Here is a 23,838-nt window from a genome sequence, read left to right as displayed (position 1 = left end):
GGAGTTTGGGATTCACTTTGATGCTAATGTTCCCGGCAGCGCTGGGTGCATTGTGTTGCAAAAGCGGCGCGGCTGGGACAGATTTTGCGAAAGGATGCACGCGATCGCGCGATCGGGCATTGAATTACGTTTCCCTAAAAGTAGCTTACAGCTAAAACTCTTGCAAAAGGACTGGGGACTCGATACACTTCTTTAAATAACTTTCATTTTTATGCCTCCACCTGTGAAGGTAGAAAGGATTCGGCAAAAGGCAGAATTTAAAGCCCGCAGGTAACTGCACGGCATTGAGAATCTGATTTTTCCGTCAAAATAGACATCATCACTTACACCTTGGAGAACCGCAGTCAATGGGACTACCCTGGTATCGCGTACACACAGTCGTCTTAAATGACCCAGGCCGATTGATTTCTGTACACTTAATGCACACTGCCCTCGTGGCAGGTTGGGCCGGCTCGATGGCCCTTTACGAACTAGCAGTTTTCGATCCCACAGACCCAGTTCTGAACCCGATGTGGCGTCAAGGGATGTTCGTGCTACCCTTCATGACTCGCTTAGGAGTCACCGGTTCTTGGGGCGGTTGGAGCATCACCGGCGAAAGTAACGTCGATCCCGGCTTCTGGTCTTTTGAAGGCGTCGCCGTCGCTCACATCATCCTTTCTGGTTTGCTGTTCTTAGCAGCAGTATGGCACTGGGTATTCTGGGATTTGGAACTCTTCAGAGATCCTCGCACCGGCGAACCAGCCCTCGACTTGCCAAAAATGTTTGGCATTCACTTGTTCCTCTCCGGCTTGCTCTGCTTCGGCTTCGGGGCATTTCACCTTTCCGGACTTTTTGGCCCGGGAATGTGGGTTTCCGACCCCTACGGCTTGACCGGTCACGTCCAACCAGTGGCGCCTGCTTGGGGCCCTGAAGGCTTCGATCCGTTCAATCCGGGTGGGATCGTAGCTCACCACATTGCAGCGGGCGTAGTCGGCGTAATTGCCGGTTTGTTCCACTTGACTGTGCGGCCGCCGGAACGTCTTTACAAAGCCCTGCGGATGGGGAATATCGAAACTGTACTTTCTAGCAGTATCGCTGCTGTGTTCTTTGCAGCTTTTGTGGTTGCGGGTACGATGTGGTACGGTTCGGCTGCAACTCCGATCGAGCTTTTCGGCCCGACTCGCTATCAGTGGGACGGCAACTATTTCCAACAAGAGATCGATCGCAGAGCTCAAGCTAGCTTAGCCTCCGGTCAAACCTTCCAACAAGCTTACGAGCAAATTCCCGAAAAATTGGCTTTCTACGACTACGTGGGCAACTCTCCTGCTAAAGGTGGTTTGTTCCGTGCTGGCGCAATGGTCAACGGCGACGGTATCGCTAAAACTTGGCTGGGCCACGCAGTATTTACTGACAACGAAGGTCGGGTATTGTCGGTACGGCGCCTCCCGAACTTCTTTGAAACTTTCCCAGTAATTTTGACGGACAAAGATGGGGTCGTTCGCGCTGACATCCCCTTCCGCCGTGCTGAATCAAAATACAGCTTTGAACAAAGCGGAGTTACTGTCAGCTTCTACGGTGGCGAACTGAACGGTCAAACTTTTAAGAATCCTCTAGATGTTAAGAAGTTTGCTCGCGCCGCCCAACAGGGTGAAGTATTTGAATTCGATCGCGAAACGTTGAATTCTGACGGTGTTTTCCGTACCTCAACTCGCGGTTGGTTCACCTTCGGACACGTTTGCTTTGCTTTGCTGTTCTTCTTCGGCCATATCTGGCACGGTTCTCGGACTATTTTCCGCGACGTGTTTGCTGGAGTTGAGGCTGACTTGGAAGAACAAGTCGAGTGGGGCTTGTTCCAAAAACTGGGCGACAAGAGCACAAGAAGAGAAGAATCTATCTAGTTTTCTGCCGCCGAAGAGTACACCGGGAAACATCCCGGTGCACGAAAACCCGGTTTCTTCAAGAAACCGGGTTTTTTTTAGTTAACAATCAAACCACTAATTAAGATAAAATAATACGGCAAGGGAAGATAGGGAAAATTTAACATGGAAAGCGTTGCTTACATTTTGATTCTGGCTTTAGCCTTAGGTGTACTATTTTTTGCGATCGCCTTTCGGGAACCGCCCCGGATTGGCAAATAATTAGCTATACGCTGGCAGCCAAGGGGTGTCAACAACGGTCTCAAAACCTTTGTATCTCTCGTTTATAGCAGAGGCCCGATCCCCCTCTCATCCCCCTGATTGTCGGGGGACTTTGATAAAACTCCTGTCCCCTCCCTGATAGTTGGAGGACTCTAGCGCTCTTGTCCCCCCCTTCTTAAGGGGGGCTAGGGGGGATCGAGCCCAGTCATCAAACAGCAGTCTAGAACTAGGTTTAGCTCAGTCAAACACATCCTGGGCGCTGTATCCTGAGTAATTTTTCTAGTCCAGCCATTCATCAGACCCCGCGCGGTGAGATGAATGGCAATTTGCTAGCAACGCCTGTTACAATCAGCAATCATGCGCTGTTCCTCCTGTCAACACACAAATAGCCGCGTTCTCGAATCGCGTTCAGCCGAGTCAGGTCAAAGCATCCGTCGGCGGCGCGAGTGTTTGAGCTGTCAGCACCGCTTCACAACTTACGAACGCATAGAATTTGTGCCGATTACGGTGATCAAGCGGGACGGGAAGCGCGAATCTTTCGATCGGTCAAAATTAGTCAGGGGACTGGTTCGCGCCTGCGAAAAAACAGGTTTGTCTTCAGGCCAGCTCGAAACCCTCGCAGAAGAAATCGAAGCCCAACTCCAAGGTCGATCGCTCCGGGAAATCGCCAGTTCAGAAATTGGGGAACTGGTGCTGTTGCACCTGCGGCCGCTCAGCGAAGTCGCTTACGTCCGTTTTGCCTCGGTATACAGACAATTTCGAGGCATCCGAGATTTTGTAGATACCCTAAATCACCTTCAGAATCCCCTCAACTGTCCGCAGAATCAAGATACTCCCTCAGATTTTGACGCTAGTGCGACTTCGGCCGATCCCTGCGATCGAGAAAGCCCCGCATCTTGCGCTACTGGCAGCTAAACTCAGAGAAATTAATTTATAAAGCAGTATGCGGGTAAGTTATAATGATTTACTTGACTCTGAATGTTAAGATTAAACGCTTTAACGCAGAGTTTGCAGCAATAGCAGTGGCAAGCCCGGATGCGGAGTTGCAGCGGGCAAAAGTTAGCAAAAACTGACTTTAGTAAAAGATTTTGCAAGAAGTTAACCGCTTTTTCACCAAAATCTCTAATATCTGCCGGCACAAACGAAAAACATGAAGGAGAGAAATCCTAGGAAACTATTCGCATGGTCAATCTCAAAACCACAGTCAAAGACATCGGCTTTACTCACGAAGATTTTGCAGCCCTACTAGATAAATATGACTATCACTTTAGCCCGGGCGATGTAGTCGCGGGTACAGTTTTTAGTATAGAACCCAGGGGCGCTCTGATTGATATCGGTGCTAAAACAGCAGCGTACATTCCCATTCAGGAAATGTCGATCAATCGAGTCGAAAGCCCTGAAGAGGTATTGCAATCAAACGAAACTAGAGAATTTTTCATCCTCACCGATGAAAACGAAGACGGACAATTAACCCTGTCCATCCGGCGCATCGAGTATATGCGGGCCTGGGAAAGAGTGCGACAACTGCAAGCAGAAGATGCTACGGTGCGATCGCAAGTATTTGCCACCAACCGCGGCGGCGCACTCGTCAGAATAGAAGGCTTGCGAGGCTTTATTCCCGGTTCTCACATCAGCACCCGCAAACCGAAGGAAGAATTAGTCGCCGAAGAATTGCCATTAAAATTCTTAGAGGTAGACGAAGACCGCAACCGCCTAGTGTTGAGCCACCGTCGCGCCTTAGTCGAACGCAAGATGAACCGCCTCGAAGTCGGGGAAGTGGTCATCGGTACAGTGCGCGGCATCAAGCCCTACGGTGCATTTATCGACATCGGCGGCGTCAGCGGCTTGCTGCACATCTCAGAAATTTCGCACGATCACATCGATACGCCTCACAGCGTCTTCAATGTCAACGACGAAGTGAAAGTGATGATCATTGACTTGGATGCCGAGAGAGGCCGGATTTCTCTCTCCACCAAGCAGTTGGAACCGGAACCGGGCGCGATGGTCAAAAATCGCGAATTGGTGTACGAAAAAGCTGAAGAAATGGCAGCTAAGTTCCGGGAGAAAATGCTCGCTCAAAAGCAAGCTAAAGCTGGTATGGACATTCCTGTTGACTCAACCGATGCCTTGGAAATCTCCGATGAAATACTCGAAGATGTGCCTTCAGCAATGGAAGAGGATGAACCCGAAGTAGCAGCGGAAGCAGCACCCGAAGCAGCACCCGAAGCAGTATTAGATGTAGAGGAAGAAATCCCTCCTGCGACGGTCGAATAACATCGCGGTCACTGTGATTGAAAGAGGGTATTTTCCCTCTTTTTTTTTGCAGTTAGTTATGAGTTATTAGTTATGAGTTATTAGTTATGAGTTATTAGTTATGAGTTATTAGTTATGAGTTATTAGTTGCTGCTTAGGAGCGCAAATTAAATAATTTACACTCGCCCATCCCACAAGAATCATCAAATTGTAAGTTATTTAATTCTCATTCCTTAGCCGATCGCCCACGCAACAAACAATAGGGCGATCGCCCCAACAAATCGCCAACAATTACATAAAATGTAGCAAATAATACCAATTTTAAAAAATAATGCAACAGTATTCTTCCCCCGCAATACAGCGGAGGGGCTAGGGGGGGTCGAAGAGTGTTGCACGATTTTAGAAAAATGGTATTACCTAAAAACCTGATTTTTTTACCAAAAAACAACCCTACAGGCGATAAAAGTCTAAAAAAATGATTTATTCAGTGTTTGTACCCAAGTCGTTTAATCCAATAGCTTGGCTTAAGAGAGATCCCCCCTAACCCCCCTTGGGAAGGGGGGGACAAGAATCCTCTCTTTCGTCCCCCTACAACCAGGGGGATGCGAGGGGATCTCCGGGGAATAAATAGTGTTAAGCCAAGCGTATTGTCCTTTAATCGACGTTCTCACACTGTACCTAATCCTTAGGGTGGTTGCGCGAAGCTGGCAACTCAAGCTGGTATTAGAATAGTCTGCATTATTGACTCCCAGGCTGACAAGGGTTGGCGGCTCGTAACTGCGGTACTGAAGTGGATTTTATGAACTTATCTAACGAAAATACATTAGCACCGATCGAGCCTAGCGCCCTAGACCTAGATCCAGAAGCCAAAATTGACGCCCCCTTTCCCGTCGTGGGAATTGCGGCCTCTGCGGGAGGGTTGGAAGCATTCATCCAGTTGCTGAGGCACTTACCCGCAGATACCGGCATGGGATTTGTGCTGATCCAGCACCTAGACCCCAATCGCCCCAGCCTGCTGAGGGAGATTCTCGCCCGAAGCACGCCAATGCCCGTGCATGAGGTGGAAGAGGGGATGACTGTAGAACCGAACCATGTCTATACGATTCCGCCGAATACCAAGCTGCTGCTGGAATCCGGGGCGCTGAAACTGCTTCCCCGCGAGAAGATTGATGGCAAATATATGCCCGCAGATGCGTTTTTCGAGTCCTTAGCAGTCGATCGGGGCAACAAAGCCATCGGCGTGGTTTTATCGGGAGCCGATGGAGACGGCGCGCTGGGCCTGATGGCAATCAAAGCAGCCGGAGGCGTAACTTTTGCTCAATGCGAAGAAACCGCCAAATTCGACAGTATGCCCAGTACCGCCGTCGCTACAGGTGATGTAGACTTCATTCTGCCGCCAGAGTCAATGGGGCGGGAACTGGCAAATCTCAGCCACCATGCCTTTCTGGCTGGGCCGCTTCCCCTGGTTGTCGCTGAAGAATTGCCCGAACCGGGATCTGCCCTGGGGACTATTTTTGCGCTGCTGAAATCGAGCGCAGGCGTTGACTTCACCCAGTACAAACCGGCCACCCTGAACCGGCGAATGCAGCGGCGGATGCTGCTGTACAAGATGGAGAGATTGGAAGATTACGCCGAATACCTGCTCGACCATCCGGCGGAAGTCAAAGCTTTGTATGAAGAAATTTTGATCCACGTCACGAGTTTTTTCCGCGACTTAGAAGTTTTTATCCGCTTAAAAGAGCAGGTTTTTCCCGCGATTACCCAAAATAAGTCAGCAGAAGTTCCGATTAGGATTTGGGTGGGGGGATGTTCGACAGGGGAAGAGGTTTATTCGATCGCCATGTGTTTGTTAGAGTATTTGGGCGATCGAGATTTGAAGCTGCCGATCCAGATTTTTGCCACAGATATCAGCGAGCCGGCGATCGCCCAAGCGAGGTCTGGTTTCTACTTAGAAAACCAGATGTTAGGCGTTTCACCAGAGCGGCGCCACCGCTTCTTTGTCCCCGTAGAAGGAGGGGGATATCGCATCAGCAAACCCGTCCGCGAACTGTGCGTATTCGCCCGACAAAACTTAGGCATCGACCCGCCTTTTTCTAATCTCGATTTGATTAGCTGCCGCAATGTGCTGATTTACTTGGCAGAACCTTTGCAAAAACGAGTTTTATCAATTTTTCATTACAGTCTCAACCCCACAGGCTTCTTGATTCTCGGCACTTCCGAAAGTACGGGCAAATCCTCGGACTTATTTACTTTAGCCGACGCGCCGTCTAAAATTTATGCTAAAAAGTTAACCGCCAATCGTGTTCCACTTTCCTTTGCAGCAAGTTTCTCACCCCTAACCCAAGTTGATAATCCGCAGCGCATGAATGCCAATTTTTATCATAGCTTTGACTTGCAGCGCGAAACAGACAAATTGATTTTAAGTCGCTGTGCTCCTGTCGGTGTGGTGGTGAACGACCAGATGGAGATCGTGCAACTGCGGGGTGACACCAACCCCTACTTGAGACTCACACCGGGAACGCCGACTTTAAACTTGTTTGCAATGGCGGTGCCCGGATTATCTGTGGATCTCCGCACCGCAATTTATCAAGCGCAAACTCAGAACGTGACGGTGAGAAAAGAACGGGTGAGGCTGCAAGAGGGCGATGGCACGAATACCGTCAATTTTGAGGTGATTCCGTTCCAACCGGTCAGGGCCGAAACAAAATTTATTTTGGTGCTGTTTGAAGAAGCTTCACGCGGTGCGATCGACCTGAGAACCGTAAATTTTGACAGCTTAGAACCAAGCGATTTAGAGCGGGAAATAGTGCGGCTCAGGCAGCAACTTGCCACCGCCAACCAAGAGAAAACAATGGCTCAAACGCACCTGCAAGCGGTGATCGAAGAGCAAGAAAATCTCAACCAAGACCTGAGAGTTGCCAACGAAGAAATTATTTCGAGCAACGAGGAACTGCAAAGCATTAACGAGGAACTAGAAACCGCAAAAGAAGAAATTCAAGCTACTAACGAAGAACTGATTACCACTGTCGAGGAACTTCGCAATCGAAATCTCGATTTGCAACAGGTTAATAACGACGTGACTAATTTGCTGGCAAGTATCAATATTCCTATTTTAATGCTGGCAAACGATTTAAGGATTCGCAGCTTTACGCCGATGGCGCAGCGGCTGTTCAATCTGATTTCTGCAGATGTCGGGCGTCCCTTTAGCGATATCCGCTCCAATCTGGAAATTCCCGATTTGGAACCGATGATTTTAGAGGTGATCGATACTCTCAACACGAAAGAACAAGAAGTGCAAACTCAATCGGGATATTGGTACGCTCTCCGCATTCGTCCTTACCGGACGAGCGACAACTTGATTGAGGGTGTGGTAATAGTTTTGATCGATATTGACGCTCTCAAACGCAGTGCTGCTACCATAGAAACAGCGCGCAACTATGCGGAAACTATTGTGGAAAGCGTGCCGACGCCTTTAATCGTGCTGGATGATGATTTCCGAGTGAACAGCGCCAATCGAGCGTTATACGAAACGTTTCAAGTTTCATCCTCAGAAACCACCCGAGCTGACAGGTTTGAATGGGTTAGCGGGCAGGGGAATATCCCGCAACTGCGAGGGCTTTTGGAAGATATTCTGGTTAATAATGTTGAGATTAACAACTTTGAGATCGAGCAGGTTTTTGAGCGGATCGGACCGAAAACTCTGCTGATAAATGCTTGTAAAGTTAAACCAGAAGACAGCGTTTCGATGATTCTGCTGTCGGTAGAGGATATCACCGATCGCAAGCAGTTTGAGACAGAGCGATCGCAGTTATTGCAGCAGGAACAGTCAGCCCGCCAACAAGCAGAAATTGCTAACCGAGCTAAAGATGAATTTCTCGCGAATCTCTCCCACGAATTACGCAATCCCCTGACTCCGATTCTGGCGTGGACACAAATGCTGCGCTTGGGGAACCTGAAGGAAGCAGCCGCTAATCGCGCTCTGGAGGTGATCGAGCGCTGCGCCAGGGCGCAAGCTCAGTTAATCGAAGATCTTCTCGATATTTCCCGGATTACGAACGGCAAGCTCCAACTTAACACCCGTGCGATCGATCTGCGGTTAGTGGTGCAAGCTGCAATTGATGGGGTTGAATGTTCGGCCCAAGCCAAAAACATTGAAATTGTTTCGCAGTTGGGTTCTGCAACTGTTTTAGGCGATATCGATCGCTTGCAGCAAGTTTTGTGGAATATCCTGTCTAATGCGATTAAGTTTACTTTACCCGGGGGACGAGTGGAAATTGAGTTGCGGGCGATCGAGCATTATGCTGAAATTCGAGTTACGGACACGGGAAAAGGGATGGCGCCTGACTTGCTGCCGCATATTTTCGATCGCTTCCGCCAAGGAGATTCTAGCACCACTAAGGTCGATCAAGGGTTGGGATTGGGTTTGTCGATCGTGTACCATCTTGTGGAATTGCACGGGGGAACAGTGGAAGCCGAAAGTCCGGGCCCGGGACAAGGAACTACAATCATTGTGAGATTACCTCTGCGAGGTTCGCCCCAAGAATTGACAGCGCCAAACCCAGCAGAGTCGGCTGCTTTGTCAGAGCCTTTGAACGACTCAAGCGAGCGAGTCCCTTCGTTAGAAAATTTGCAGGTTTTAGTTGTGGATGATGAAGCTGATACGCGCGAGCTCTTAAAAGTTGTGCTCGAAAGCTACGGCGCCGAGGTTGTGACAGCCGAATCTGCTGCTGCGGCGATGGCTGCTTTGACGGAAAATCCGGGCAGATTTGACGTGCTAATCTCGGATATTGGAATGCCAGAGGAAAACGGATATTCTTTAATTCGGCAAGTGCGAGCTCTTGCTGCTGAAGCTGGAGGAAACATCCCAGCGGCGGCGCTGACTGCGTATGCGATCGAGCGAGAACGCGAAAGGGCGATCGAAGCTGGTTTTCAAACACATATTGGTAAGCCTGTGAAGCCCGTTCAACTAGGATTAATGGTTGCCAATTTAGCAGGGAGATTTTAAATAATTTTGGGGAAAATTCGGCGGTTGAAACCTATAAATAGGTACGTTGTTGGGCTTGGGCCCTCTTTCATGTATAGCGGTTCTCAGAAAGATGAGGTATGTTGTTGGTTCGAGAGCCCTATACGTTTAGAGGTTATATAAGCTGTCAGTCATACCTCATCTTTTTGAGAAAGGCTATATATGCCTAAAGAGGGCCCAAGCCCAACAACGTACCTTAGTTTCAGATTTATTATGGGGAGTATAAAACCACCCTGCCCTTAATAAGAGGGGAGAAGAGTATCATCTTGCGCTTAAAACAATTGCCAAAAATAGCACAATATGAGAGAATACAAAAAAATATAGAAATTCGGGAGTTATGATTCTTGGTAACTATTAAATGTCGGGGCATTACATTCTCAAATATCGAAGCCGTAATCTTTGACAAAGACGGCACTCTAGAGGATTCTCAGGAGTTTTTGAGACATTTGGGGATTAAGCGATCGCGCCTCGCAGATGCTCAAATTCCCGGCGTTGGAGAGCCTTTACAAATGGCTTTCGGTATCGAAGGTGCTAGCATTGACCCCACAGGCTTGATGGCCGTCGGCAGCCGCAAGGAAAATGAGATTGTTACTGCGGGATACATCGCCGAAACCGGCAGAGGATGGTTGGAATCTTTAACTATTGCTCGCCGCGCTTTTGATGAAGCTGACGAAATGTTGAAAAATACTGCTTCTTCTCCTATGTTTGTCGGCTGTTTGGAAGTTATCAAAGAGCTTTCGGAAGCGGGTTTGAAGGTAGGGATTCTTTCGGCGGCTACGACTGCTGCGGTGCAAAAATTTGTGAAACAACACGAATTAAACCCATGGATTCAGTTAGAAATGGGTGTGGATTCTACGGAACTTAATAAACCCGATCCGAGATTGTTTTTGCAAGCTTGCGATAAACTAGGAGTAAATCCCGCAGCAACTTTGATGGTGGGAGATTCGGCGGGTGATATTCAAATGGGCAAAAATGCAGGCGCGGCTGGCTGTATCGGGATTTGTTGGGGAAATGCTGAGGTTAGTCATCTGGAAAAGGCTGATGTGGCGATCGCATCTTTGGATGAGATAATAATTGTAGCAGATTGAGCTAACTATATTCAATCCGGAAGTTTGTAGTGAGGACTTCAGTCCGCATAAAAATCAGAGGACTCAAGTCCAAACAATCGAACCAATTTTAGATCGGTTGTGCGTTTAAACGCAAACCCAGAATTATCACATCTCTTTCCACGCCGTCAAGTTCGGCGACTTGCGGCAGATATCCCCACTGCTGAAACCCAAATTTCTGGAACAACGTTAAACTCGGCTGATTGTGAGCAAAAATTATGCCCATCAGGGTTTTAATTTGCAATTGGGGACTCCGCGCGATGGCTGATTGCAATAATTTTTGTCCGATTCCGCAGCGCTGGCGATCGGGTGCGACGTAGATGCTAATTTCTGCTGTATGCTGATAGGCGGCGCGTCCGTAAAAAAGCTGAAAACTCAGCCAGCCCACGATAGTTTGTTCTGATTCCATTACCCAAATCGGCCAGGAATTGGGGGAGTGTGCTCTGTACCACGCGAGGCGGCTTTCGACTGAGATTGGTTTTAAATCTGCTGTGGCCATTCTCCCCGGTATTGCTGCGTTGTATATTTGGACAATTGCGGGTAAATCGCTTTCTGCTGCAGATCGGATTTTCATCGTTTGGTTGACTGTTGACTGTTAACTGTTGACTAATGACTAATGACTAATGTACAGTACAATTTATCTCAAGTCTTGTTACAAGAAATTTTAGTCGTAGGGTGTGTCGCCCTCAAAAATTCCCAAACAAATATCGACAATCTTATGGCGACGCACCTCATACAATTTATCTCAAGTCTTGCTACAAGAAATTTTAGAGCTTGTTGCGTCAAATATGGTGTAAGGTTCGTCGCTATAAGATTTTCGATCTAATTTTAGGCATTTTTGAAAGCGACACACCCTACAAATACTGTGGACTAATGACTAATGACTAATGACTAATGACTAATGTACAGTTCCATGATATCGCTAACGGCCATTCTTGAATTTGCTCCCAATGTTAGCGGTGATGTGTGTCCTCGCTGCAAGTGTTCTGCCGCCGCACAGCCGATCATTGCTGCGTTGTCCGTGCAATATTTTAATGGGGGAAACAATACTCGCAAGTTGTGTTTGGTTGCTGCGGCTTGTAAGTGTTTTCGCAGTCCGCTGTTGGCTGCGACTCCGCCGCCGACTACAATAGTGCTGAGTCCGAAATTTAGCGCACAGTCGATCGACCTTTTTGTTAAACCCTTCGCTACTGTTTCCTGAAAACTCGCCGCAATATCATTAATTGTAGAGGCAGCCAAGACGCCTTCGCCACCGGCATTAATATCTTGTTTTTTGAGTTTCTGCACTAACTGCAAAACTGCTGTTTTCAACCCGCTAAAACTGCTGTCGTAGGGATGGTAGCCGCCACCAGGTAGCGATATTCTGCCTTCAGGTAGGGGGTATGCTTGGGGATGGCCCAGGGCAGCCAATTTGTCCATCAGCGGCCCGCCGGGATATCCTAGCTGCAACAGTCTGGCGACTTTATCAAACGCTTCGCCCGCCGCGTCGTCGCGCGTTTGTCCTACTGTTTCGTAAACGCCACAATCTTTAACATAAATTAAGCTGGTGTGTCCCCCGGAAACTAACAAGCACAAAAACGGCGGCTGCAAGTCTGGTTCGATTAGGTAAGAAGCGTAGATGTGCCCTTCGAGGTGGTGGACGCCTAAAAAAGGTTTTTGGTGGACTATTGCCAAACTTTTCGCTGCTGTCAGCCCGACTAACAATGCACCTACTAAACCGGGGGCACAAGTCGCTGCAATGCCGTCAATTTCTGACCAACTCAGGTTGGCTTCACTCAGACACTGGGCAATTACTTGATTTAGCATTTCTAGGTGGCTCCGCGAAGCTACTTCCGGGACTACCCCACCGTACTGCTCGTGGATTTTAATTTGTGATGCTACAACATTGCTGCAAACTTGACGATTCTTAACAATTGCTGCTGCTGTTTCGTCACAACTTGTTTCGATCGCGAAAATGGTTGCCATTAACTGGTAATTTTATTTGATAGGTTAGCTATTGCTAGCTTAACGAATTCGGCGCAAGTCCCCGGCTCGATCTGTTCTCAGGTTATTGCTCGCGGGATATTTGCTCACCGAAGGACAGGGCCTGGCGATCGAAATAATGCAAGCTGTGGAATATCCTAGCGGTATTGCTAAGCTCTCGCACTGACCTATGAAACCCGAATCCCTCATTCTTTTGGGCTTTGCCGCCTCTATGATGGAGACTTTACACCCTCAGCAAGTGCGGTAATCTGGATTCTGGATCGGCAAGTTGAAATGCTTGTACAAAAACTTATTGTTTTGTAACAAAAGGAAACAATTTCATGCGACGATTGTTTGCTGCAATTTTAGTGGTTAGTCTGTGGTTCAGTTCTGCGACCGTTGCTTCGGCTTACAATTTGGTGCCGTGCAAGGACTCTCCCGAATTCAAGGAACTGGCTAAAAATGCGCGTTCTACCAATGGCGACCCTGCTTCTGCGAAGGCAAGATTCGAGCGCTATTCTCAAGCTATGTGCGGCCCGGAAGGCTACCCGCACTTAATCGTAGACGGTAGCTTGGACAAGGCTGGCGACTTTTTGATTCCTAGCGTGCTGTTCTTGTATATTGCTGGTTGGATTGGTTGGGTGGGCCGTTCTTATCTGCAAGTTACCAAAAAATCAGCAACCCCAGAGGAAAAAGAGATTATTATCGACGTTCCTTTGGCAATCAAATGTATGCTGAGCGGCGTTTTATGGCCTCTGGCAGCTCTCACGTCAATCACCAGCGGTGAAATGTTTGCGAAGGACGATGAAATTACTGTTTCCCCCCGCTAAAATAGGGAAATGGAGCGAGAGCTAAGGGCTAACAGTTAATCAATTAACTGCAAGTTAGCAATTAGCGGTAGACCGATCGGCAATTACCAACTGTCTCGAATTTTCAGGAGCAAAATTCATGCAATATTTTGTCAAGTTTCTTTCGACCGCACCAGTATTGGCAACGCTTTGGATCGCTATTCAAGCGGCAGGTTTAATTGAATTTAACCGCTTTTTCCCTGACTTGCTTTTCCATCCGATGCCTTAAGAGTTGACCGGAATTAGGTCGCAAAACCTAGGGGGAAAAAGTTGAGAGTTTTGAGTTTTGAGTGATGAGTTAAAGGTTAATTTAAAACTCAAACATCAAAACTCTCAAACCCTATAGACTTTCTCAGTAGCATGGGGGATAGGGCATGGGGGATAGGGCATGGGGGATAGGGCATGGGGGATAGGGCATGGGGGATAGGGCATGGGGGATAGGGCATGGGGGATAGGGCATTGGTACTAAGAACCAATAACCAATAACTAATGACTAATGACTAATGACTAATGACTGATGACTAATGACTAATGACTAATGACTGATGACTAATGACCAATGACTATTGACTAATATTGTGAATCGATGAAGTCTTATCTCGCCGCAGCAATTCAAATGACTAGCTTGCCTGACCTGCAAAAAAATTTGGTTCAGGCAGAGGAATTAATCGACCTGGCAGTGCGTCGGGGTGCGGAGTTAGTTTCCTTACCAGAAAATTTCTCGTTTATGGGAGAAGAGGAGGAGAAGATGGCTCTTGCAGAGGCGATCGGACTCCAAAGCGAAAAATTCCTAAAAACTATGGCCCAGCGGTTCCAGGTAACGATTCTGGGCGGCGGATTTCCCGTGCCGACGGATGGGGGAAAGGTATACAATACTTGCTTGCTGGTAGACCCAAACGGTAGCGAAGTGGCAAGGTACAAAAAAGTACATTTGTTCGATGTGAATGTGCCAGACGGGATTACTTACAGGGAATCTAACACTGTGAAAGCTGGTGAAGATTTGCCGCCGGTTTATGTGTCGCCGGAGTTGGGGACGCTGGGACTTTCGGTGTGCTATGACGTGCGGTTCCCGGAAGTGTACAGGCATTTGTCCTACAAGGGTGCTGATGTTTTGTTCGTGCCGGCGGCGTTTACTGCTTACACTGGCAAGGATCACTGGAAGGTTTTGTTGCAGGCTAGGGCGATCGAGAATACTTGCTACACGATCGCCCCGGCGCAGACTGGACACCACTACGGCCGCCGTCAAACTCACGGTCACGCGATGATTGTAGACCCTTGGGGTGCGGTTTTGGCCGATGCTGGAGAGGAACAGGGTGTGGCGGTGGCAGAGATTAATCCCGATCGGCTAGAACAAGTCCGCCGCCAGATGCCATCGCTGCAACACCGGGTTTTTATGTAAGTTGTGGTGGCTTGGTACTTCGCAGTTTTGTCACCAATTGGTGTCAAAATTGCTGTTTTCGCCAGCCACCAGACCTGAATAGTTTTTATTCGAGTAAGGAATTGTGTACGTTCGTACACTAAAAAAATGTCTAAGGCAGGTTCAATGGGCGTGCACTTCTGCTAAAAGGCGAATGGGCGACAGTAGAATTGCACGAAATGCGTCTTTTTTTGGAGAAATGAAACACACTCTTTCGGTTTTAGTTGAAGATGAAGCGGGTGTCCTCACTCGAATTGCTGGTTTATTTGCCCGTCGGGGTTTTAATATTGAAAGTCTGGCCGTGGGCCCGGCGGAGCAAGGGGGTGTGTCTCGGATTACGATGGTTGTACCGGGAGATGACCAGATTATCGAGCAGTTGACCAAGCAACTGTACAAGTTGATTAACGTGCTGAAAGTTCAGGATATAACGGAAATTCCCTGTGTGGAACGGGAGTTGATGTTGCTGAAAGTGAATGCTGCTAGCGGGACGCGATCGGAAATAATTGAGTTAGCTCAGATTTTTAGAGCGCGAGTGGTGGATATTGGTGATGATACGCTGACTTTGGAAGTTGTCGGAGATCCGGGTAAGATGGTGGCGATCGTCCAAGTTCTAAATAGATTTGGGATTAAGGAAATTGCTCGTACTGGGAAAATTGCCCTGACGCGGGAGTCGGGGGTAAATACTGAGTTTCTCAAGTCGTTGGAAGCGAAAGTTTAAGTTAGTTGTCAGTGGTATAGCGGTTCTCAAAAAAGTGAGGTATGCCCATAGCCCACGGAGGCCATAGCCCATAGCCCATAGCCCACGGAGGCCAGTCGTCCGCGAATATGAGAGCTCGAAAGGCTATAAGTTGTCAGTGGTAAGTTGTCAGTTGTCAGTTGTCAGTTGTCAGTTGTCAGAAAGAATGTTTTAACGGGAGCATCTCAGTTTTGCATTTAATAGTGCGAGCTGTCGCGAGCTCGCGAGCGGTGAAAGACTCGCGAGCTCGCGACAGCTCGCACTATAGAACCCATTTGAGATCTAGCTATGGGCTAAACGCTTGAGCATTAACCCGATCAAACACAGGTTGAGTTTCGCCGTTGACTAAACTCTTGCAGCGTTCCATCCATGCATTCGACCGCTCAATTACCCATCGCGTTGCCACCACGACAAATCCCGTCTTCCCCAGTGCCGCTTTTGTGGTATGATGGATAACTCAATAGTTACTGTATTTAAGAAATGAAAAATGTTTATAACAAAATTAAATTACCCGAAGATCAATACATTAGAGTTGGTGTCATCAAAACTCGCTACTGGAGCGCAGGAACTAAGGGAAGCCCTTTGATTTTGCTTCACGGTGGTGGTAGTTCTATAGAAGTTTGGACTTATAATTTTGATGCCTTAGCTCAAAATCATCAAGTTTATGCTTTTGATATGGTAGGTTCTGGTTTATCTGATAAACCAGAACTTCCCTACTCTTTAGATTATCAAGTCCAGTTTTTAACAGACTTTATGAACGCTTTAAATATTGATAAAGCAAATATAATTGCCAATTCAATGGGAGGAGGTATTATACTCAAATTTGCTCTAAAATATCCAGAACGGATAGGAAAAATAGTATTGATTTCCAGTTTGGGACTAGGAAAAGAAATTTCAATCTATCATCGTTTTTTAGCAGCAGTTCCAGTAATAGCTAAATTTGCTCAACCTAGTCGGTTTGGGGCAAAATTGATGTTAAAAAAAAATGTTTACAATCCCAAAGCAATTCCTAGTGAATGGGTAGAAAACAGTTTTCAAAGATTCAAAATGCCAGGTAGAAAACAGGCATTAATTTCAATTCTCAAAACCAACTTAAATTTGGGGGGAGTAAGGGAAGAAGTCTTCATGCCAATTGTTCAACAACTCGCGCATATTCGAGCACCCACTTTGATTATTTGGGGAAATCAGGATGCGGTTTTACCTGTTACCCATGCTCATATAGCTAATAAATACATCCCTAATACCAGTTTACATATTTTTGATAAATGTGGTCATTGGCCGCATGTAGAATATCCCCAAAAATTCAACCAGCTAGTGTTAAAATTTCTTCATTAATTAAATGATAATCATTCAGCTAATGCCCTAAAAAGGCCAGAAAATAGCTATTGTTAAACAGATAGGTTTACATGAAGTTTTCCACCAAAGCTGATAGCTGACGGCTGAATACTTACATTAAATCAAATACAACCAAATACAACAAAAAGGATTAATTAATGTTAAAAATTTTGATGGTCACTTATTTATTGCTATTCCTAGGAGACTTGCTATCCACATTTTTTTACCATATTCCTGAGCACGTTTTTGGTAGTCTCCATCTAAAAACGCACCATTCCTCACAGAAAACCTTTTTTCATTATGCTGTTCTCAGCACCAATGTTCTCGTTATGCTGGATGGAATTCTTGGTGCTTTACCCTATCTGCCAGTAGCTGTAATATTGTGGAAAGTTTCATCTATTGGTGTGATCTGCGGGTTAATTTTAGGTCAATTTCATGTATGGTGGAGACATACAAGTGCTTTAGGCTGGAAAACTCCAAAAGAAATCATTACTTTCTGCGAGATACTAGGCATTACGACTCCTGAAAGACATTGGCTTCATCATCACAAATCTACCCAAGCTTACGGTGATATTTTTACCTTTTTCGACCAGCCTGCTAAAGTTTGGTGGCGATGGTTACGTTTTCTCAAGCTCGGTTTCAAAAAAGCCATGAAAACTAAATTGTAAAGTCCCGCTATCAGATTAAACCTTAAACCAAATCTTTTTCGGCGATTTCTATAAAGGTCAGCTAAAATCTTAAAAATTTTCAGTTTTCGATGAACATGTTCTCCAATTACTCGTTGTCTCGCTATTTTCTATTTTCCGAATCATTCGACAAGCTGTGGATTCTGTTACTCCCCAAGATTGCCCTATAGAACCCATTTGAGATCTAGCTATGGGCTAAACGCTTGATTGACTAAACTCTTGCAGCGTTCCATCCATGCATTCGACCGCTCAATTACCCATCGCGTTGCCACCACGACAAATCCCGTCTTCCCCAGTGCCGCTTTTTCGGCTTTGGTGGGCTTGGGTGAGAGTTCAAACCGGATCTTGGTCAGGATCTGGGGATAGAGTTTTTGCAAGGCGAGACTCAGGGTCTCTGGATGATAGCCATTGTCCAGCAAGATGGTGATTTTAGGAATGTTGACAGGCTTGGCGCGAAAATAATCGAGGTTGTGACTCAACATTTCCAGCAAGCCTGGGTCATCGGAGACATTAGCTTGAGTGCAGTGGGTGAAAAACGGAAACCCCAACGTATCCACTGCCAGATGTCGTTTGATGCCAAAGCGTGCATTTGTAAAAGCAGAAACATGAAGGACTCGATACTGGCGTTGCAGGTATTCTTCACCGCTTGGGAGTCAATCATCAGCAACGTTGTCCACTGGGCTTTTTTTTGACTTGTTCGCGCACTTGTCCATGTAAGAGGCTCATCAGTGCAAGGATTGCTCCTGCCTCCCGCCACTGTTTGTAATGCCAATACACCGTTGAGTAGGGAGGCAGGTCTTTCGGCAAATCTTGCCAATTGCAGCGGTTCTTGAGTTGATAGAAAATACCATCACTCCAGTTCTCGTTTCGTCCAATTACAAGGTCTCGTCTGCTTCTTAACAGGCAACACCTGGGGTAGTAGGGGTTCAAGGATTTCCCATTCTGCGTCTGTGAGGCTGCTGGAATACGGCATGGTGGATTTGGCTTTAGCTTACCTTAATCCAACCTCCTCCAAGATGTCAAATGGGTTCTCTAATAAAAAATGATTTTTTCAAAAATGAGATGCTCCCTATTTTAATTTTTAACTTGCGACTTCTTATTACTAATGACAACTGTCAACTGACAACTGACTAATTACCATTGGGGTTGACTTTCGATCAAACCTGTGGCTGTGATGCTGTCTACCGCTTTTGAGAAAAAGTATCCCTGTCCGTATTCGCATTGCAGCGCTCTGAGCAACTTAAGCTGTTCGATGGTTTCTATTCCTTCAGCGATTGCATCCATGCCTAAATGACTGGCTAAAATTAAAATAGTCTGTACGATGGCTTCGTTTCCTTCATCTTCCGTCATGCGGCTGACAAAAGCTCGATCGATCTTTAAGGCGTCAGTGGGAAAAGTGTGCAGGCGGCTCAAAGAAGAATAGCCCGTGCCGAAATCGTCAATATATAATTCAATTTCTAAATTTTTCAATTGGGCGAGGATAGCGGCTGCTGATTCGGCATTGTCCATGATGACGCCTTCAGTAATTTCTAACTTTAAAGTGCGGGGGTCAAGCTGAGTTTCTTGTAAAATTTCGCTCAGGCGATCGATTAAATCCGGCTGTTTAAATTGTTCGTTAGAAAGGTTGACGCTGACTGTCAAGGGCGGATTTGCTGGAAATTTTTGGTGCCACTCGTGGATCTGACGGCAAGCCGATCGCATCATCCACCAACCAATAGGTACAATCAATCTCGTTTCTTCTGCTACTAAAATAAACTCGCCGGGAGCTACTAAACCCCGCTGGGGATGATACCAGCGCAGCAGCGCTTCAAAACCGCTGATTCTACCGCTAGTTAGAGAGACGATGGGCTGGTAGTAAAGCTGAAATTCCTGGGAGTCTAGAGCGCGCCGCAAGTCGTTTTCCAGTTGCAAAAGGGCGACGGCGCGAGTGTGCATACTTAAGTCGAAAACTTCGTGGCGAGCTTTGCCCAATCCCTTTGCGTGATACATCGCAGCATCTGCATCTCGGAGCAGTTCTTCTGGTCGATCGTACAATATTCGGAACGGAACCGGGACATCTGAGGAGTCGGAAGATAAACAAGACAAAGCAGTTTCCCGATCGACATGGACGAGATTTCCTGGACTGGAAAATTCGTCCATGTCGTTGGGAGGCTGCGGCAAACCAGAACAAACAATGCCAATGCTAGCACTGCTAAAAACTTGATATGGGTTGAGGTAAAAAGGCTGTGCCAGTTCCGCTTGCACTCGTTCGGCAATGTTGATCGCATCATCGGTGTTTTTGATATTTTCCAGCAAAATAGCAAATTCATCGCCGCCGAGACGGGCAACGGTATCTCCAGCGCGCAAACAGATTTCCAGACGCTGCGCGATCGCGATCAGCAAGCGATCGCCCACTAAATGCCCCAAACTGTCATTGACAACCTTAAAGCGGTCTAGATCGATAAACAGCACCGCAAACAAAACCTCGGGACGGCGTTTGGAAAGCTCGATCGCGTGTCCCAAGCGATCCATAAATAAAGCTCGGTTCGGCAAACCCGTCAGCGTATCGTGCAAAGCATCGTGTACCAACTTCTCTTCTGCTATTTTGCGGAGGGTGATATCTTCGACAGTACCTTCGTAGTAAAGCAAATTGCCTCCTGCGTCGCGAACAGCCCGGCCGTTTTCGGAAACCCAGATAGTAGTGCCGTCAGCGCGGTAAACTTGGGACTCGAACTCAGACACAGAACCGTGTTTTTCGATCGCGCCCAAGAACTCGACGCGGCGGTTGGGATCGAGGTAGAGTTGGCGCTCGATATCGTGGATGTTTGCGATCAGTTGGGTTGCTGACTCGTAGCCGTAAATTCTTGCCAAAGCAGGATTAGCACTGAGGTAGCGCCCGTCAGCAGTCGTTTGAAAAATTCCCTCGATCGCATTTTCAAAGATGCTGCGGTATTTTTCTTCGGCTTGTTGGAGTGCGAATTCTGCCTGTTTGCGATCGCTGATATCAGTCAGCGTGCCGAGATAGCCCAGAACTTCGCCGCTGTTGGCAATTTCCGGCACTGCTTGCCAAAATACCCAGGTTGTGAGGTCGCCGTTGCAAAAGCGGTACTCTAACTTACAAGGCAATTTATTTTTGACAGCGCGATACCACTGGCTCAAAATGCGATCGCGGTCTTCGGGATGCAAACTTTGGGCCCAACCTTCGCCCAAGGCCTTTGGTGCAGTCAGTCCAGCCATCTCCAAAAATCGCTCGTTGACATACAAACAATATCCCGCAGCGTCGGCGCGGAAAATCCCAACTGGCAGTATTTTAGCTAAAGTGTAATAGCGGTATTCGCTTTCTAGCAGGGCGCTGGCAGCTACTTTAGTTTCTGTGATGTCAAACATTGCGCCCTGAAGGATGACGGACTTGCTGGCTTCATCGCGAACTGCGATCGCTCGATCGCGGAACCAGACAACTCGGCCGTTGCGGGCGATCGCGCGGTATTCTGAAACCAGCGGCCCGTCGCTAAAGATATCTTCTCCGTCGGTAAATTTCTGTGTGGCGTTTTCAACTAACACGCGATCGCGGTCTTCTGGGTGAACGAGTTTCAGCCACAGGTCGGGGTCTGCCTTCCATTCAGCTACAGAATAACCTAAAAAAGTCTCAATTTGCGGGCTGATGTAAAGTTTGGCAGCGCTGCGGTTGAGGGGAGAAATGTAGGTGACAGCCGGCATTTGTTCTACAAGCGCGCAGTATTTCGCTTCTACGGTGCAGAGTGCTGCTTCTAGGCGCTGCCGCTCTAATTCGGCGGCGGCGCGATCGGCAAAGATGCTGATAATTAGTTGAAATTTGGGAAGATGTGCTTCTAGTAGGGGGCGATCGTGGAAAATACAAATAATGCCTAAAGGTTCGCCGTAGGAGTTTTTGAGCAAGACTCCCAGGAAACTGCGCGCACCTGTAACGATCGGTCTGCGGTCTTGTGGGAAGGTTTCCAGCAGGGAGTCTGGACAGGAGTACATTCCCTGCTCAAACACCAGCGCTTCGGGAGTATGGGCGGTGTTGCACTCAAAGTTTGGCTGCTGCTGTCCGTCGCTCCAAAAACTGATAACTTGCAATTTATCGGGAGTTGCCGAAGCGCGTTTCATCGACTTAATCGATTTGGCTGCGACGGCGCTGCGACAGGCGAGTGCTGAGGCTAAGTGGCGAACTAAGGCATCAAAGAATTCAGATCCCCCCGGCGAATTAGTACCTGCGAGGATGTCGCCTAGCAAGTCTTCCTCTAATTGCGGGGAAGTGCTGGTGTTGGGAGGGTTGTCCTTAGGAGGGCGAGCGGCATTTTGGTCGATCGAACCCTCGATGCTCAAACTAACGGTTTTGCTAGTGGAAGGCCCGACAAGAGGAGAAGAATTCACAGTTGGGCGTTGTTGCTGGGCTAAGAATAGATTGCAGCCAATACCTAACAGTTTACCCAATAAGCTGTGTGCGATCGCCAACAGATTTGAGTTGGGGAAAATCAACAAGTTTTTCCGAATTTTCAATCTCGCAGATAAATCTGGCTGTAATTCTGCCAACTCCGGTGGCTTTTCGGCAGTTGGCAGACTGGGATGCCTTCGGTGCCACTTGAGATAAATCGCGATCGCCAAGACTAAAGTCGCCGATAATCCCAGAAGGTATGCAACAATTTCAAAGTAAAAGAATAAATCTAGCTCGAACATCGATTAGCACCGCTCGACAATTATAGTAGTTACCAGAAAGAATTTGTTTAAACCCGGAACCCCGATCGGGAGAAATTAAAAGAAGACTATTCATTACTCCAATCCTCTTCCTTCTTGGTAGAGGTCGCTGTCAATTGTCAATTGTCAACTGTCAATTGTCAATTGAATTAAAGCCAATCTATTTATTAAAAATAACTAAGTATCGTCACCGATGGGTAACACATACAAGGTAGGATCGGAAGTGAAGGCGAAAATAGAGTTAATACCCCTGATGAAAGCGATCGTTTTTGAAACGCCCGGAAGCCCGTCCGTATTGAAACTGCAAGATATCTCAGCCCCTACTATACAAACAGAAACTGAAGTTTTGGTGCGGTTGCGGGCGGCGGGGATCAATCCGATAGATACTAAGTTGCGATCGCGCGGCACTTTTTACCCCGAGAAAACTCCTCACGTTTTGGGGTGCGACGGTGCTGGAGTGGTAGAGGCTGTCGGTGCTGCGGTGCAGAGTGTCCAAGTGGGAGACGAGGTTTTTTTCTGCCACGGGGGTTTGGGCGGGTCGATCGGTACTTATGCCGAGTTTGCCGTTGTAGACGAACGTTTTCTCGCCCTCAAGCCTGCTGCTTTAAGTTTTGCTGAGGCAGCGGCTGCACCGTTAGTTTTAATTACAGCATGGGAATCCCTGTACGATCGAGGGCGCTTGCAACCCGGACAAAAAGTGCTAATTCTAGCTGGTGCAGGCGGTGTCGGCCACGTCGCGATACAGTTGGCTTCATTGCAGGGTGCTGAGGTTTGCACTACTGTTAGTTCCGAAGCAAAAGCCGAATTTGTAAGGCAGTTAGGGGCAGATTCAGTTATTTTATACAAAAATACCGATGTTGTCGATCGGGTTTTGACTTGGACTCAGGGACAAGGAGTTGATTTGGCTTTCGATACTGTCGGGGGAGAAACTTTTTACCAAACTATTCCGGCTGTGAAGATTTACGGAGATTTGGTAACGATTTTGGAACCCGATCCGGCTTTGGGGAATTTGAAAACGGCGAGAACGCGAAATCTGCGAATTAGTCTGGAATTAATGTTAACACCGATGCTGCAAGGTTTGGTGGAGGAACAGGAACAGCAGGCGAAGATTTTGCAGCAGTGCGCTCGTTTGTGCGATCGCGATTTGCTCAAAATTCACGTCAGCCAAACTTTCCCGCTAGAACAAGCTCAAGCCGCCCATGAGTTGTTAGAAACAGGCTCAGTAACGGGTAAAATAGTGCTTGAAATTGCGGGCGATTGAGATTCCCGGCGAATCGAATTCGAGGCGACACAAACGAAACCCACTCCAAGCGGGTTGAAGAATATTCGATATTTACCTCGCCATCTTCGATTTCGTCGAGGGCTTTTAAAGCTTCGGGATAGGCGGCTAATTCGGAGCGAAATAGGGCTATTTCTTGGGAGGTAATAACGATCGTGTTATTTTGCACAGTCAGCAAAATCAAATCCCTGCGAATACCGTTTTTTGGTCTAGTATTGGTTGGGGATTTGTTCTAGGGGTGTTGGGTGCGATCGCCCTAATCGCGATCGGCCATAAACGGCGCTAAAATAGATTAGCGGCGATTTAGGAATCGGCACAGGAATCGGCGATTTCAATCGCTTCTACAAAAACAAAGTCCGCGCAACGCGAGACTGAAGAGAG

Annotated in this window: 19 protein-coding genes and 2 pseudogenes; 14 read left to right on the top strand and 7 right to left on the bottom strand. The window is 47.5% G+C overall.

All coding sequences use genetic code 11. The features are described 5' to 3' along the window. From JGK39_RS25165 to JGK39_RS25135, 7 genes and pseudogenes are all read left to right on the top strand, one after another. Nucleotides 1-196: pseudogene (locus JGK39_RS25165) on the top strand (hypothetical protein); the annotation flags it as partial. A 151-nt stretch (nt 197-347) separates the two neighbouring features. Next, nucleotides 348-1,877 (top strand): photosystem II chlorophyll-binding protein CP47, encoded by a 1,530-nt coding sequence (gene psbB, locus JGK39_RS25160; RefSeq protein ID WP_293260172.1) that lies wholly within the window; start codon nt 348-350, stop codon nt 1,875-1,877. 144 nt (nt 1,878-2,021) lie between these two features. Next, complete coding sequence (locus JGK39_RS25155) at nt 2,022-2,117, top strand: photosystem II reaction center protein T (RefSeq protein ID WP_083622085.1); 96 nt, start codon at nt 2,022-2,024, stop codon at nt 2,115-2,117. 357 nt (nt 2,118-2,474) lie between these two features. Next, nucleotides 2,475-3,032 (top strand): transcriptional regulator NrdR, encoded by a 558-nt coding sequence (gene nrdR, locus JGK39_RS25150; protein ID WP_293260170.1) that lies wholly within the window; start codon nt 2,475-2,477, stop codon nt 3,030-3,032. Nucleotides 3,033-3,299: 267 nt separating this feature from the next. After that, the gene (locus JGK39_RS25145) at nt 3,300-4,391 is read left to right on the top strand and encodes a 30S ribosomal protein S1 (protein WP_293260167.1); all 1,092 of its coding nucleotides are present in this window, start codon (nt 3,300-3,302) and stop codon (nt 4,389-4,391) included. A gap of 778 nt (nt 4,392-5,169) precedes the next feature. Then, nucleotides 5,170-9,375, top strand: a complete 4,206-nt coding sequence (locus tag JGK39_RS25140; protein ID WP_293260162.1) for a chemotaxis protein CheB — start codon at nt 5,170-5,172, stop codon at nt 9,373-9,375. 362 nt (nt 9,376-9,737) lie between these two features. Further along, nucleotides 9,738-10,481: an HAD family hydrolase gene (locus JGK39_RS25135; RefSeq protein ID WP_293260159.1), complete on the top strand. Its 744-nt coding sequence runs from the start codon at nt 9,738-9,740 to the stop codon at nt 10,479-10,481. Nucleotides 10,482-10,569: 88 nt separating this feature from the next. Here the strand turns inward: JGK39_RS25135 and JGK39_RS25130 are convergent, their stop codons facing one another. Then, the gene (locus JGK39_RS25130) at nt 10,570-11,073 is read right to left on the bottom strand and encodes a GNAT family N-acetyltransferase (protein ID WP_293260156.1); all 504 of its coding nucleotides are present in this window, start codon (nt 11,071-11,073) and stop codon (nt 10,570-10,572) included. A 317-nt stretch (nt 11,074-11,390) separates the two neighbouring features. Further along, a complete protein-coding gene (tsaD, locus tag JGK39_RS25125; protein WP_293260153.1) occupies nt 11,391-12,464 on the bottom strand; it encodes a tRNA (adenosine(37)-N6)-threonylcarbamoyltransferase complex transferase subunit TsaD in 1,074 nt (357 codons plus the stop codon). A 338-nt stretch (nt 12,465-12,802) separates the two neighbouring features. On the opposite strand from tsaD, the gene JGK39_RS25120 reads away from it, so the two are divergent. The 6 genes from JGK39_RS25120 (at nt 12,803) to JGK39_RS25090 (ending at nt 17,465) form a co-directional block, all read left to right on the top strand. Next, a complete protein-coding gene (locus JGK39_RS25120) occupies nt 12,803-13,291 on the top strand; it encodes a Photosystem I reaction center subunit III (RefSeq protein WP_293260150.1) in 489 nt (162 codons plus the stop codon). A 118-nt stretch (nt 13,292-13,409) separates the two neighbouring features. Next, nucleotides 13,410-13,538 carry a photosystem I reaction center subunit IX gene (gene psaJ / locus JGK39_RS25115; RefSeq protein WP_293260147.1) on the top strand — a complete coding sequence of 43 codons (129 nt, stop codon included), beginning with the start codon at nt 13,410-13,412 and terminating at the stop codon, nt 13,536-13,538. Nucleotides 13,539-13,895: 357 nt separating this feature from the next. Next, nucleotides 13,896-14,708 carry a carbon-nitrogen hydrolase family protein gene (locus JGK39_RS25110; RefSeq protein ID WP_293260144.1) on the top strand — a complete coding sequence of 271 codons (813 nt, stop codon included), beginning with the start codon at nt 13,896-13,898 and terminating at the stop codon, nt 14,706-14,708. A 217-nt stretch (nt 14,709-14,925) separates the two neighbouring features. Then, nucleotides 14,926-15,444, top strand: coding sequence for an acetolactate synthase small subunit (ilvN, locus tag JGK39_RS25105; RefSeq protein WP_041622928.1), 519 nt, complete (start codon nt 14,926-14,928; stop codon nt 15,442-15,444). A 498-nt stretch (nt 15,445-15,942) separates the two neighbouring features. Beyond that, nucleotides 15,943-16,797 carry an alpha/beta fold hydrolase gene (locus tag JGK39_RS25095; RefSeq protein WP_293143258.1) on the top strand — a complete coding sequence of 285 codons (855 nt, stop codon included), beginning with the start codon at nt 15,943-15,945 and terminating at the stop codon, nt 16,795-16,797. 158 nt (nt 16,798-16,955) lie between these two features. Next, the gene (locus tag JGK39_RS25090) at nt 16,956-17,465 is read left to right on the top strand and encodes a fatty acid hydroxylase (RefSeq protein WP_293143261.1); all 510 of its coding nucleotides are present in this window, start codon (nt 16,956-16,958) and stop codon (nt 17,463-17,465) included. Here JGK39_RS25090 and JGK39_RS25085 read toward each other — a convergent pair. From JGK39_RS25085 to JGK39_RS25075, 4 genes and pseudogenes are all read right to left on the bottom strand, one after another. Further along, nucleotides 17,459-17,587, bottom strand: a pseudogene (locus tag JGK39_RS25085) (IS5/IS1182 family transposase); the annotation flags it as partial. The gene JGK39_RS25090 and the pseudogene JGK39_RS25085 overlap by 7 nt on opposite strands. Before the next feature lie 84 nt (nt 17,588-17,671). Beyond that, entirely contained in the window at nt 17,672-18,040 is a 369-nt protein-coding gene (locus JGK39_RS25080; protein ID WP_293322441.1) for a transposase, read from the bottom strand. A gap of 103 nt (nt 18,041-18,143) precedes the next feature. Next, nucleotides 18,144-18,413: a transposase gene (locus JGK39_RS33745; protein ID WP_366049023.1), complete on the bottom strand. Its 270-nt coding sequence runs from the start codon at nt 18,411-18,413 to the stop codon at nt 18,144-18,146. Nucleotides 18,414-18,617: 204 nt separating this feature from the next. Continuing rightward, a complete protein-coding gene (locus JGK39_RS25075; protein ID WP_293249359.1) occupies nt 18,618-22,160 on the bottom strand; it encodes a GGDEF domain-containing phosphodiesterase in 3,543 nt (1,180 codons plus the stop codon). A gap of 271 nt (nt 22,161-22,431) precedes the next feature. Here JGK39_RS25075 and JGK39_RS25070 point away from each other — a divergent pair, with 271 nt between their 5' ends. Further along, complete coding sequence (locus JGK39_RS25070; protein WP_293297722.1) at nt 22,432-23,439, top strand: zinc-dependent alcohol dehydrogenase family protein; 1,008 nt, start codon at nt 22,432-22,434, stop codon at nt 23,437-23,439. Nucleotides 23,440-23,666: 227 nt separating this feature from the next. On the opposite strand, the gene JGK39_RS25065 is transcribed toward JGK39_RS25070, so the two are convergent. Then, a complete protein-coding gene (locus JGK39_RS25065; RefSeq protein WP_293297716.1) occupies nt 23,667-23,792 on the bottom strand; it encodes a hypothetical protein in 126 nt (41 codons plus the stop codon). Nucleotides 23,793-23,838: the final 46 nt, after the last annotated feature.

The sequence above is a fragment of the Microcoleus sp. PH2017_12_PCY_D_A genome (assembly GCF_020738565.1).
Lineage (GTDB): Bacteria > Cyanobacteriota > Cyanobacteriia > Cyanobacteriales > Microcoleaceae > Microcoleus.
Note: the sequence above shows the minus strand (reverse complement) of the source record. Positions and strands in the feature narration are given on the sequence as shown.